Source organism: Enterococcus sp. 6D12_DIV0197 (assembly GCF_002174385.1).
Lineage (GTDB): Bacteria > Bacillota > Bacilli > Lactobacillales > Enterococcaceae > Enterococcus_D > Enterococcus_D casseliflavus.
Genome location: NZ_NIBN01000001.1, coordinates 2,446,544 through 2,459,949 on the forward strand (window position 1 = coordinate 2,446,544; position 13,406 = coordinate 2,459,949).

11 protein-coding genes are annotated in these 13,406 nt (G+C 42.6%); 6 read left to right on the top strand and 5 right to left on the bottom strand.

What is annotated here, in order from left to right; translation table 11 throughout:
• Nucleotides 1-162: 162 nt before the first annotated feature.
• Nucleotides 163-840, bottom strand: coding sequence for a YesL family protein (locus tag A5867_RS11350; protein ID WP_087627636.1), 678 nt, complete (start codon nucleotides 838-840; stop codon nucleotides 163-165).
• A gap of 15 nt (nucleotides 841-855) precedes the next feature.
• Entirely contained in the window at nucleotides 856-1,824 is a 969-nt protein-coding gene (locus A5867_RS11355; protein ID WP_005229934.1) for a sugar ABC transporter permease, read from the bottom strand.
• Between the two features lie 259 nt (nucleotides 1,825-2,083).
• On the opposite strand from A5867_RS11355, the gene A5867_RS11360 reads away from it, so the two are divergent.
• Entirely contained in the window at nucleotides 2,084-2,971 is an 888-nt protein-coding gene (locus A5867_RS11360) for a carbohydrate ABC transporter permease (RefSeq protein ID WP_015509917.1), read from the top strand.
• 59 nt (nucleotides 2,972-3,030) lie between these two features.
• On the opposite strand, the gene A5867_RS11365 is transcribed toward A5867_RS11360, so the two are convergent.
• Entirely contained in the window at nucleotides 3,031-5,244 is a 2,214-nt protein-coding gene (locus A5867_RS11365) for a helix-turn-helix domain-containing protein (protein WP_087627637.1), read from the bottom strand.
• Nucleotides 5,245-5,406: 162 nt separating this feature from the next.
• Here A5867_RS11365 and A5867_RS11370 point away from each other — a divergent pair, with 162 nt between their 5' ends.
• The 5 genes from A5867_RS11370 (at nucleotide 5,407) to A5867_RS11390 (ending at nucleotide 11,477) form a co-directional block, all read left to right on the top strand.
• The gene (locus A5867_RS11370; protein ID WP_087627638.1) at nucleotides 5,407-6,387 is read left to right on the top strand and encodes a LacI family DNA-binding transcriptional regulator; all 981 of its coding nucleotides are present in this window, start codon (nucleotides 5,407-5,409) and stop codon (nucleotides 6,385-6,387) included.
• Nucleotides 6,388-6,458: 71 nt separating this feature from the next.
• Nucleotides 6,459-7,862 carry a tagaturonate reductase gene (locus A5867_RS11375; RefSeq protein WP_087627639.1) on the top strand — a complete coding sequence of 468 codons (1,404 nt, stop codon included), beginning with the start codon at nucleotides 6,459-6,461 and terminating at the stop codon, nucleotides 7,860-7,862.
• 12 nt (nucleotides 7,863-7,874) lie between these two features.
• The gene (locus A5867_RS11380) at nucleotides 7,875-9,386 is read left to right on the top strand and encodes an altronate dehydratase family protein (RefSeq protein ID WP_087627640.1); all 1,512 of its coding nucleotides are present in this window, start codon (nucleotides 7,875-7,877) and stop codon (nucleotides 9,384-9,386) included.
• Nucleotides 9,387-9,406: 20 nt separating this feature from the next.
• The gene (gene uxaC, locus A5867_RS11385; RefSeq protein WP_087627641.1) at nucleotides 9,407-10,795 is read left to right on the top strand and encodes a glucuronate isomerase; all 1,389 of its coding nucleotides are present in this window, start codon (nucleotides 9,407-9,409) and stop codon (nucleotides 10,793-10,795) included.
• A 10-nt stretch (nucleotides 10,796-10,805) separates the two neighbouring features.
• On the top strand, nucleotides 10,806-11,477 hold the full coding sequence (locus A5867_RS11390; protein WP_087627642.1) for a rhamnogalacturonan acetylesterase: 672 nt from the start codon (nucleotides 10,806-10,808) through the stop codon (nucleotides 11,475-11,477).
• Nucleotides 11,478-11,723: 246 nt separating this feature from the next.
• Here A5867_RS11390 and A5867_RS11395 read toward each other — a convergent pair whose 3' ends face one another.
• Nucleotides 11,724-12,530, bottom strand: coding sequence for a gluconate 5-dehydrogenase (locus A5867_RS11395; RefSeq protein ID WP_005229917.1), 807 nt, complete (start codon nucleotides 12,528-12,530; stop codon nucleotides 11,724-11,726).
• 22 nt (nucleotides 12,531-12,552) lie between these two features.
• Complete coding sequence (gene kduI, locus A5867_RS11400) at nucleotides 12,553-13,395, bottom strand: 5-dehydro-4-deoxy-D-glucuronate isomerase (protein ID WP_005229915.1); 843 nt, start codon at nucleotides 13,393-13,395, stop codon at nucleotides 12,553-12,555.
• Nucleotides 13,396-13,406 lie beyond the last annotated feature (11 nt).

Consider the following 13,406-nt stretch of genomic DNA (forward strand, 5'->3'; position numbering starts at 1 on the left):
CGATACTTCCTTTTATTGTAGTCTCCTCAATTCATAGAGCTGTTTCAATGAATTCGTTTTACTGGCTATATTTCTTGAGGGTTCAGCTTGTTTTGCTATTTCCAGGTGTTCTCTAGTGACCGTTTTGTTCACGGACTAGTAAAAGTCTTTGAGCCGTTTTCTTTAGATAATGACCTCATCTCCTTTACTGGCAACGGTTTGCTCCGTAGTCGATGCCGTTTTTGAAACCACCTGATCTGTATCAATTGGGTGGATATCTTGAAGAATTTTTTTACCAGCAAGGGCAAAAACACCACCAACTAAGCTGCTACCCATCAAAAAGAGGCCGATCAAGAAATAACTGCCCAGGACTAAATAGCCAACGATCAAAATCGTCCAACTTATGATCGAATAATGCAGATAGCCTAAACCTAACAACGCACTCCCCCGCAGGATCTCAAACACGGTCACAAAGTTGGTGGCTGCCATGACGGTATACACGTGCATGAATAAAAAGAGAAACGCAATCAAAAAGAGGACATTCGCTACTTGGATAAACCATGGAAATGGCGCAAATATGTTGGTGATCACGATCGCTGCAATGATCAGAAACAACCAACTGATCAGCACCGATTGTCGGAACCGTTCTTTACTATAGTAGAAAAAACTTTTGATCAAAGGTGGTCGTTCATGAAGACGAAGCCAGCGATCATAATATTTCATCATGGCATACGACGCAGGACCAATGCCAAAGAGGACCCCTCCCAGGAGAGTCACACTGAGCCAAAGAAAGTGAAGTGCGATCAGCGTCAAAAATGCGAGTAATCCTTCGTTGATTTTCGTGATCTTTTCGATCGTCATGTGATCCCTTCTTTCTTAATAAATCCCGTCTTCGCCAATTTTTTTCGCCAAACGATTCGCAAAGATAACGAGGATCAAGCCAACAAGTCCTTTAAACAGCCCAACAGCTGTCGAGTAACTCAATTGACCATTTTGAATCCCGGCGGTATAGACAAAGGTATCAAAGATTTGGGCAACTTCACGGTTCATTGAGTTCATCAACAAGAACATATGCTCAAAGCCCATATCTAAGATCGAACCGATCTTTAAAATCAATAAGGTTACGATCGTTGGACGAATACAAGGCAATGTGATATGCCACATTTTTCGTAGCTTGCCAGCCCCATCCATATCCGCAGCTTCATAAAGCTGTTCATCAACATTGGTAATAGCGGCTAGATAGACGATCGTCCCCCAACCGGCACCTTTCCAAAGATCTTGGAAAATGTACATTGGACGCAACCACGTGCGGCTTGTTAGAAACGGGATACGTTCGCCACCAAGACTTTCGATCATGTTATTGATTACACCACCTTCTGTCGTTAATAAAACATAGAAGATGGAAACAACGATGACCCACGACATAAAATGAGGCAAATAAATGATGGTTTGAATCCCTTTTTTCAAACGGCGATTGTTTACTTCATTTAGCATAAGTGCCAATAATATAGGAAAAGGGAAAGAAATCGTGATATTTAAGAAAAACATGATCAGTGTATTGCGCATCAACATCACGAAGGTATCTTCAGTAAAGAGCCGAATAAAATGAGTGAAGCCAACAAAGGGGCTTCCTAGGATCCCCAAGAATGGTTGGTAGTCTTGAAAAGCGATGACCAAACCGCCCATCGGTATGTAACGGAAAATAAGAAAATATAAAATCCCCGGCAATACCATAATATAGAGGGCACGATTTTTTCTGATTTGCGCCCATTTTTTCTTTTTCAGCCGCAGCCGCTGTTCTTCTTCATTAAGTGGTGAGAAGTAATTATCAACTTTTGTTTCCATACTTGTTCCTCCGAATTTTTTTGATTTGATAGTCCCATGGTAGCGTGAAAAAAAGATAACGTATATAATCATTTTCTCAGCTTTGAAAAGGCATACATTTTTTAGGATTATTTCTCAATCGAATTGGAAAACCCTTGATTTATCAACGTTTATCACTTTTGTGAATTTTTTAACATGTAAAAGTGATTATATACGTTGTCCCCGCCTCATGATACGTTGGAAGTACCTATTTAAGTAAAAAAAGATGGAGGTTTTTTCTATGCAACAAACCCTGAAAAAAACGAACCGCCCGAAAAGTGAACGGGTCGTTCAAGGATTTATTATTGGCTTTCTACTACTCTTCACCTTAACGTGTCTCTTACCTTTTCTAAACATTCTCGGAAGCTCCTTTGCTTCTTCTTCTGAGATCGCGACACGAACATTTATCATTATCCCACGTGAATTTAGCTTAAATGCTTACCGGTATATTCTCTCGACACCCACGATTTTTACGAGTATTGGTGTTTCCCTTTTCGTGACCATCGTCGGAACGGTTCTTTCAATGATCTTGACCTCTTTTATGGCCTATGCTCTTTCGAGAAAATATTTGCATGGACGCGGCATCTTCAACTTTATTGTCGTATTTACCATGTTGTTTAGCGGTGGGATGATCCCAAGTTTTATTTTGGTACAAAGCCTCGGCTTGATCGATTCTCTCTGGGCATTGATCTTACCGAGCGCCATCAGTGCATATAATATGATCATTATGAGAAACTTTTTCCAAGGGATTCCTGATAGTTTAGAGGAATCCGCAAAAATGGATGGTTGCTCTGATTGGGGCGTCTTTTTCCGTATCATCTTACCCCTTTCCTTACCATCGATTGCGACGATCTCTTTGTTCTACGCTGTTAGTTATTGGAATACTTATCAATCAGCGATCTTGTACATCAATGATTCAGCGAAATGGCCGATCCAAGTGCTCCTTCGACAAATCGTGATCGTCTCTAGCGGGATGAACGCTGATGCCGCTAGTGTCGATGTTGTCCCCCCAGCACAATCCGTAAAAATGGCCGTGATCGTCGTTGCGACTCTGCCAATGTTGATCGCCTATCCATTTGTCCAGAAGTATTTCGTGAAAGGTGCAATGGTTGGTTCCGTCAAAGGGTAACCAACAGGCAGCAAAGAAAAAAGCGCTTTTGATCAACGATCAAAAAGCGCTTTTTTCTTTTAGTCTTTGGATCGTTTGCGATACTCTCCAGGGGTCATCTGTTCTTTCTTTTTGAAAAAGCGGATGAAGTTTTGAGAGTTGGTATATTGAAGGTTGGCTGCGATTTCCTTGATCGTCATATCCGTTTCCCGCAACCATTTTTTGGCGATTTGCAACCGATAGTTTTGTAAGTAATCGGCAAAATTGATGGATAATTCCTTTTTAAACACATTACTTAAGTAATTGGCATTATAATGCAACTGTTCAGCAATGCTATCTAAGGAGAGATCTTGATCGTATTGTTGGTGTACGATCAAGACCATCTTTTCAGACAAGGAGCGAATTTCTCGATCTGTTTTGGCTTGTGTCGTTTCAACGATAGGTAAAACTAACTCATGATAGATGATTTGCTCAACTTTGAACAAACTAGTTTGATTGAGCACGGATTGATAAACTTTACGACTATTCTGCAAGCTGGTATGATCCGCTCCTAAGAGTTGCCCTAGCTGAACGATACTGTTGATCAACTTAAACAAGGCACTTTCAATCGTCAACGGATTTTTGTTTTCATGAATGATTTCCCGTACGACTTCCGTGTAACTCGCTTTGATGGTCGCTAGTTCCCCACTACGCATCGCATCCAAAAAGGTGCTTTCTGCTTCTCTAGGGTATTGAACGATCGCGTTATTGTCTAATTGTGCTGCAATGTCGTCAAAAAAGATAATGACTTCTTCCCCTAAATTCATTCGATAGTGCAAGGCTTCTTTGGCGTTATCAACCGCTAATTTGGTTTCTACGAGGCGGTCATAGGATTGTGAGACCCCACAACTTATTTTGATTTTCAAGTAATCTTTTGCCGCTTGATGGATCTTTTGACAATAGGTCAATACTTGTTTTTGGTCAACTGATTCAGGAAGCTTTAAAATCGTTCCTTGGGTTTCTTGACTGGAGATGATTGGTTGAAAACGCAAATTTGCTGGAATGATCTCAGAAACGAGATTCTCGATGGCAAGCAAGAAAATATCAATAGTCGCTGTTTCTCGTCCACACAAATCATCGATTTGAATCAGTAATACGGCAAAGTGTTCTGTTTTGGATACTTCATACCCAAATTGTGACAGTTTTAAGTGAATATCTTCTTCTGAGATACAGCCGCGAAACAAGTTTAATAGAAACAAGGATTCTAATTCGGGCTTTTGATGCTCGACTTTGACGGCGAGATCGTGGTTTTGATGTAAGACCTGGTCGATATCGGAAATCAATTGATTTACTTCTAATTTCTGACCTTGTTTTTTGGGCTTTAAAAGCTCACCGATCCGATTGATGGGTGAGGTAGCCACGATCGCAATGCGATAGGATACTAATAAAAAGAGGATGATCAAAAGACTGCCAATCACGATCAAACCGCTTCTTAATTCACGGATTGCTTGTGAAACGCTAGCAGGCGCCAGGCGGATCACATGATACCACTGATTGTAATCCGATTGTGTGACCACATACTTATTGTTTTCTTTGTCAGTGAAGATGCCATCGCCGTGGGCTGCTGCAATCATTGTTTCTTGTAAGGCAGAATCGATCACTTCACCATTATCGAAAAGCAGTTGTCCGTCTGCATGAAAAATATTCAAAAAGGAATCGTCATGATCTGCCACCAACTGCGCAATAGTATGGTCTTGGATTTCAGCAATCCCCAAAGCAGTGGTTTCCTGTCGAAACACAGGCAGCGTCATCACCATTTTTAAATAGCCATCTTCTGGCAACCAATACAAGTAGCGTTGGTTGTCGATCAACGCTTGAAAAGCAGCAAATTCAGTATCATCGATCTGTTTTAAGGAGCCTTCTTCGATTTTCCACTGCTGATTCAAATTCACCAATTGGTAGCTGGCGTTTTCAATCCCCATCACACCAATGTAAGCCAGTTGTGAATTGATCTCTCGCACTTGTCGATAATTCGTCACGGAAAACGGCTGTTCCATCGTATCGGAAAAGCTTTGTGTGCTACTGTATGTAGAAAAGGCATACTCCACCATCTGAATTTTTTGATCCAGATTTTCTTTGACTTGGTTGACCAAATTATGTTGACTTTGCAAAAATGTTTCTTGAATGTTTTGATACGTTCGATGATAAATGACCCCACTAAAACCAATGATTAAAGCGCTACCAATTAGAAAAATCAAAATAAATATTTTATAAAACAAGTTGGACGTTTGATGATAGCTTAAAAAGAATTTCATAGACTCCCTCCCATTACCTAACTATCTTCTTTTATACTAGCACATCCCAGAAAAAGTTCCTATGTTATTTTGAAAAATGTTTCACGTGTGCATCCTTGGTGTATTGACATTCTCGTGGGAACAAGCTATGCTTGAATCAAGCAAAAAGGAAGAAGGTTTTCTATGGTCACGATCAAAGATATCGCCAAAGTCGCTGGTGTTTCACATACAACTGTTTCTCGTGCGCTAAACGATAGCCCATTAATTAAGCCAGAAACAAAAAAGAAGATCGCAGCCATAGCTGAATCTTTACACTATGTGCCCAATGTCAATGCCAAAAGTCTGGTGAATCAAAAATCCTATATCATTGGTCTTTATTTTTCTCATCTATCCATTGGTACTTCCGATAGCTTTTTAGTCGAAGTGATCAAAGGAATCAGTGATACCCTACCATCCGAATATACTTTGGCGGTTCATGAATTATTGCAATCCGATACATTTGATGAAGAGCCGAATCGCCTCGATGGAGCGATCGTGATGAGTCAAAGCGATCGTGATGACGGTTTTATCGCTGCTCTTTCAAAGAAAAACATTCCCATCGTCGTTTTGAATCGTCAATTGCAGGATGCAACCTTGATGAATGTCACTAGTAATGATGCCCAAGGGGTCTATCAAATGATCACCTATGTGCTTGAACAAGGCTTTCGAAAGATCGCCATGATCGAAGGGATCGCTTCCTTTGGTTCCTCTAGAGAGCGCCGCAAAGGATTTATGAAAGCGATTCAAGAAAAGCAGCTTGTCTGCCCGAAAGAATACTTCGTAGCTGGCGACTACTCGTTGGAAAGCGGTCAGCTGGGTGCCCAGCAACTACTCGCTTTACCTGAACCACCTGAAGTGATTTTTTGCGCCAATGATGACATGGCGATCGGTGCGATCAATGCCTGTCATCAAGCAGGACGAAAGATCCCTGAGGAGATCGGTATCATCGGTTTTGATGATAGTTCTTTTTCTCCCTATACGTATCCCCCATTAACAACGATCCGCAAACCAGTCTATGAAATGAGTCAATTGGCAGCAACCCTGCTGTTGCAAGCATTTGCCAATCAAGTAGTTGAGAAACAACATTTCTTTGATACCTCGTTAATCATTCGTCAATCGTTGTAAGCCTCTTGTTTTCAAGAGCGCTTACGCAAAAAATGTTAACGTGTGCATAACTATTTTTTAAGGAGGATTCTATGAAAAAAATTACCGAACAACCCCATCAAACCTATCCAGCCCGAGTGATTCAATTCGGGGAAGGCAATTTTATGCGGGGCTTTTTTAACTGGCAGCTGCAGCAAATGAACAAGAACGGTCTTTTTAACGGCAGTGCCGTTGTGGTACAGCCGATTGATCACGGCTTGAAAGAGCTGTTGGCACAACAAGAAAATCTCTACACCGTTATCTTAGAAGGACTTGTCGATGGCGCTATATCTCAAACATTTGAAGTCGTCTCCACCATTGATCAAGTGCTGAATCCTTATCAGCAATGGGAAGACTATCTTGCTTTAGCCGAAGACGAGCAACTTGAGATTATCGTTTCTAATACGACGGAAGCAGGTATTGCGTTTCACCCAGAGGATACCTTACACGATACCCCTCCCCAAAGTTTTCCCGCAAAACTGACCGCTCTTTTGTATCGTCGTTTTCAACTACGAAAAAAGGGATTTTTGATCATTCCTTGTGAATTGATCGATCGGAATGGGGAAAAACTAAAAGAGATCGTCTTACAATATGCCGCATTATGGTCTTTGGAATCAGACTTCGTCAACTGGTTAGAAAAAGAAAACACCTTCTGCTGCAGCTTAGTCGATCGGATCGTTCCAGGATATCCTCGCGACAAAGTGGCACAATACCAAGAGGTTCTTGGCTATGAGGATGCCGTAATGGTCACTGCGGAACCCTTTATGCTATGGGTGATCGAAGGAAACGGCGTAGCCGAAAAGCTCCCTTTGCAAGAAGCTGGGTTGAATGTGATCGTGACAGAAGATATGACTCCTTACCGTGAACAAAAAGTACATTTATTAAATGGTCCTCATACGGCGATGGTTCCACTCGGTCTTTTAGCGGGTTTAGAAACCGTTGAAGAAGTAATGAACGACCGTGAATTTGCAGCCTTTTTGGATGGTCTTTTTCAGGAAGAGTTGATTCCAATGCTTGATTTGCCTAAAGCACAGCTTGCAGCTTATGCGGACCAAATCAAAGAGCGCTTCAGAAATCCTTATGTGAAGCATCAGCTGCAATCGATCGCTTTAAACAGCGTCTCAAAATTCCGTGCGCGTCTTCAACCAGTCTTAAGTCGTTATGTCCAACAAAACCAGCAGGTACCAAAACGAATCACTGCCGCACTGGCAGGATTGCTGACTTTCTATCTCACAGGACCCTTTCAAGATGATGAGCTAGTGACAACCATATTTCAGCAAGTGAAACAATTACCAGCAGAAGAACAGATCGCAGCTCTATTAAAAAATGAGCAACTTTGGCATGCAGACCTGAGCTTTATGACAGAGACAATCAATGAAATGTGCGCATGCCTAAAACAAGACGGACCCCGCCAGTTACTTGCGTCGATTGACACCCCTGAGCCAAGTTTGAAATAAAGGAGAATCTTTATGTCCAGCACATTAACAGAAACACCCGCGCAACTATTGAAATTGCACCCTAAAGACAATGTCGCAGTCGCATTAAAACCACTAGCTGCTAAAACGACCCTTGCATTTGAAGGCAAAACGATCACCCTTTTTGAGGATATTCCACAAGGACACAAAATCGCCCTCAAAGACCTAGCACAATCACAAGACGTGATCAAATATGGCTATCCCATTGGACATCTCTTAGCTGACGTGAAAACTGGCCAATGGTTGCATACCCACAATGTCAAAACCAACCTTTCTGGCACCTTAACATACACCTATGCTCCCGATTTGCATCCCGTCCGTTATCCAAAAAGGGCTGCGACGTTCCAAGGGTACCGTCGAGCAAACGGCAAAGTTGGAATTCGTAATGATTTACTGATCGTGCCAACAGTTGGTTGTATCAATGGCATCGCAGAGATCATTGTTGAAAACTTCAAGAAGAATCATCCAGATCTTGGCACTTTTGATCATATTACGATCCTTAAACATCCCTACGGCTGCTCTCAGTTAGGCCAAGATCATCAAAACACTCGTCAAATTTTAATTGATGCGGTGCATCATCCAAATGCCGGTGGCGTCTTGGTCTTTGGCTTAGGTTGTGAGAACAACACCGTTCCCGAGTTTAAGAAAAACCTGGGTGACTACGATCCAAAGCGCGTCAAATTTATGGTGGCACAGGAAAGCGACGATGAAATTGCGGTCGGCGAAAGCTTATTAGAAGAATTACTGGAAGCAGCAAAAGAGGATCAACGAGAAGCCGTTCCCTTGAGTGAGCTAAAGATCGGGTTAAAATGTGGGGGTTCCGACGGGTTTTCTGGGATCACCGCCAACCCTTTGTTGGGGGCATTTTCTGACTTTTTAGTTTCTCAAGGTGGCAGTACAGTCTTGACGGAAGTACCCGAAATGTTTGGCGCTGAACAAGTCTTGATGGCGCGTGCACAAGATGAAGCCACCTTTGAAAAAATTCTCCATCTAATCAACGACTTTAAAGATTATTTCCTTGCATACGGTGAACCAGTCTATGAAAATCCTTCTCCTGGCAATAAGGCAGGCGGTATCACTACGCTAGAAGATAAGTCATTAGGCTGTACCCAAAAATCTGGGACTTCCGCTGTCGTCGATGTCTTAAAATATGGGGAAAAACTCCGTAAGCCAGGCTTGAGCCTGCTGGAAGGTCCAGGAAACGACCTTGTTGCCGCTTCTGCACTGGCTTCTGCCGATTGCCAACTCGTCTTATTTACCACTGGTCGCGGCACGCCATTTGGTGCCTATGTGCCGACCATGAAAGTTGCCACGAATCAAGAGATTTATCAGAAGAAACCCCACTGGATGGATTTCAACGCCGGTCGCTTGTTGGAAGAGCCGATGGAGGTCGTGCTGGAAGACTTTATTCAAGCGATCATCGATACTGCCAGTGGAAAACCGACTCGTAATGAAGCCAATAACGTTCGTGAGATCGCCATCTTTAAAAATGGTGTGACACTATAATCAAAGAAAAGAGGTTCGACATGTTTTTAAATGAAAACTATTTACTGCCAAATGAAATTGCTCAAACACTTTACCATGAATATGCCAAAGATCTGCCGATCATTGATTACCACTGCCACTTAGACCCGAAAGAAATCTATGAGGATCGGCCCTTTAAAACTATCACCGAGGCATGGCTAAGTGGCGATCATTACAAGTGGCGGTTGATGCGCGCTTGTGGCGTACCAGAAGAAGCGATTACGGGCAATGCCAGTGATTATGAAAAATTTTTGGCATGGTGTCAAACAGTGCCAAAATTGGTGGGAAATCCCCTTTACAGTTGGACCCATTTAGAATTAAAGCGATTTTTTGAGATCGATCTTCCCGTTACTGAAGAAAACGCCGAAACTTTGTGGAGGCTATGCAACGAAAAATTGCAGCAAAAAGACTTTACCCGAAGAGCTTTGATTGCTCGCAGTAACGTCGAGATCGTTTGCACCACAGATGATCCAGTCGATGATCTTCACTATCATCACCAATTAAGCCAAACAGAACAACGTTTTCGGGTCTTGCCGACCTTTCGATCTGACAAAGCGTTACAAATCGACCATCCGAATTTTCTTACCTATGTTACCAAACTCGAAAAGAGTGTCGAAAACGCGATCACTACCTACGATGCTTTCTTGAGAGCCTTGCGGGACCGTGTAACCTACTTTCACCAGCATCACTGCCGCTTGTCTGACCATGCGCTGGATACTTTAGTGTATGCTGCAGACGAACAGTTATCCCTTGAAGCAATTTTTGCCAAAGCATTAGCTGGAGAATCTTTGGAGGAAAACGAAGTCTCGTTCTTCAAAACCAATGTTCTAGTTGAACTGATGAAGCTGTATCACGAACATGGTTGGACGATGCAACTGCATGTCCATGCGTACCGTAACTGCAATCAACGAATGTTTGAGCGCTTGGGACCAGATACGGGCTACGATGGCATCAATGATCAACCACTGACTCAAAGCTTGCAGAAATTATTGAACGCTGCTGATGCGCAGGACCATTTGCCTCAAACGATTCTCTACTCCTTAAATCCCAATGACTATGATGCACTCGTCGCTTTGATGGGGTGCTTCCAGCAAGAAGGCAATAATAAATTGCAGTTAGGATCTGGCTGGTGGTATAACGACACCCGCGCAGGCATGCGTCACCAATTGACGAAATTCGCAGACGGCAGTGTGATCTTTAACTTTGTCGGCATGCTGACGGATTCAAGAAGCTTTTTGTCTTACACCCGTCATGAATATTTCCGACGCGTCTTTTGTGAATGGCTTGCTGAGATCGTTGTACGTGGTGAAGCACCTGCTGATCTTCATCAGCTAAAACCATTAGTAGAAAATGTCTGTTATCAAAACGCCAACAACTACTTCAAATTTTAGGAGAAAGACAATGGAAAAAATCGTCATCGTCGGTGATTCCACCGCATCGATCAAAAAGCCTAGCGCTCGTCCAGAAACGGGCTGGGGTGAAAAGATCTCACGCTATCTCCCCCAGCATCAAATCGTCAACTTGGCAAAAAATGGGCGTTCCTCCAAAAGCTTCATTGAAGAAGGACGCTTGTTGCAGGCAAAAAAAGAACTACATGCTGGTGATTATCTCTTGATTCAATTTGGACACAATGATCAAAAAACAGATAGTCGCGGCACGACACCTGTTGTATATCAGCATAATTTAGCAACCTTCGTGCAAACGGCACGCCAGCAGCAAGCGACACCGATACTATTGACCTCGATCACTCGTTTGCATTACGTGGACCAACAGCAACTTGATCCTTTGGCAGTCGGTCCTTACCCAGAAGCAATGCGTGCTTTGGCTACCTCCTTGGATGTGGTCTGTCTGGATCTTTTTGCCGCAACACAACGGTTCTTTTCAGCACTGGAACCGCAACAGGCGAAAACCTATTTTCTTCATTTAGAAAAAAACCAGCACCCCAATTATCCAGCCGGCATTACGGATAACACGCATTTGAATGACCAAGGTGCTACAGCCGTCGCCAAATTAGTTGCCAAATGTTTGTCAAATGCTCCCTTACCGCTTGCACAACAAGTTTTGTTAGATTGAAACTCATTGTTCGTGTTGAATCTTCCCCTAACATAAATACGCTACCTGATTTGAAAAAGAGCTACTCAAGCAAAACGCTGCGAAGAACATTTTCCTTCACAGCGTTTTGCTTTTCACTCTTTCTAAAAGATTTGTTTGCCATTCCTTTGCTTCAACCCATTTATTTTTAAAGCCCTGCATTTCTTGGGTGTTGGACCATAAAAATGGGAACGATTGCAATCGTCCCCATCCTTACTACTGATTGTTTTATTCAGGTTGTTTCCCGATATACGCCAAGATACCGCCGTCTACATATAAGACATGGCCATTGACAAAGTTGGATGCCTCAGAAGCTAAGAAAACCGTTGGTCCTGCTAAATCTTCTGGCTCACCCCAACGGGCAGCAGGTGTTTTCGCTACGATAAATTGATCAAATGGGTGACGAGAACCGTCTGGTTGGATTTCTCGTAATGGTGCGGTTTGCGGTGTTGCAATATAACCAGGTCCGATCCCATTACATTGAATGTTAGCTGAACCAAATTCAGCACAAATGTTTTTCGTCAACATTTTCAAGCCGCCTTTAGCCGCTGCGTAACCAGCCACCGTTTCTCTTCCCAATTCACTCATCATTGAGCAAATGTTGATGATTTTTCCATGTCCTTTTTTGATCATTGACGGTAAGACTGCTTTTGAAACGATAAATGGAGCGTTCAAGTCCACGTCAACGACTTGGCGGAAGTCTTCAGCAGACATCTCCAACATCGGAATTCGTTTGATGATCCCAGCATTATTGACTAAGATATCGATCACGCCAACTTCTTCTTCGATCTGCTTGACCATTTCGTTGACTGCTTTTTCATCCGTTACATCACAGACATAGCCGTGGGCTTCGATCCCTGCTTCACGATAGTTTGCTAATCCTTTATCCACTGATTCTTGATCCAAGTTGTTAAAAACGATCGTTGCTCCTGCTGCTGCTAATGAACGAGCGATCGTAAAACCGATCCCATAGACAGCTCCTGTCACTAATGCGATCTTACCATCTAAACGAAATTGATCCATTGAAAAATCCATAATTGATAAACCCTCTTTCTTTTTATTTTAAGTCGTCCATTGCCACCATATCCATGTCGGTATAGGTGATATTTTCGCCACACATTGCCCAGATAAATGAGTAGTTACTGGTTCCAACACCCGAATGGATCGACCAGCTTGGAGAAATAACTGCTTGTTCTTCACTAACGACTAAATGCTTCGTTTCATCTGGTTTGCCCATCATATGGAACACTTTTGTGTCTTCGTTGGCAAAATCAAAATACACATATGCTTCCATCCGACGTTCATGTGTATGACTTGGCATCGTATTCCAAGCACTGCCTGGTTCTAAGATCGTGTACCCCATTTGTAATTGACAGCTTTCACAAACATTTGGGTGAATGTATTGATAAATTTTCCGTTCATTTAATGTCAAGCCCTCGCCTGTCTCCATTGGTGTGACTTGATCGATACTGATTTTTACATTTGGGTATTTCTTATGTGCTGGCACGCAAGATAGATAGAATTTCGCTGGATTTGCTGGATCATCTGAGTGGAACAAGACTTGTTTGGTTTCCTTGCCGATATAGTAGCCGTCTTGTTTTTTCATTGGTTCTTTTTGGCCATCGATCGTGATCGCACCAGGTCCTCCAATATTGATGACACCTAATTCGCGACGTTCTAAGAAGTATTCCACCCCTAATTCGCTGCTTAATTGCACTTCTAACGCTTCTTCTGTCGGTGTCACTCCGCCAAAGATCATCCGATCATTGTGGGTATAGGTCAGCATGATTTGTCCTGGTGTGAAAATTTTCTCTACCAAAAATTCTCTGCGTAATTCCTCGGTACTATAGTGACGAATATCAAGTGGACTATGGGTATAGCGTGTTTCCATGTGTTGCATGTTTTATTCCT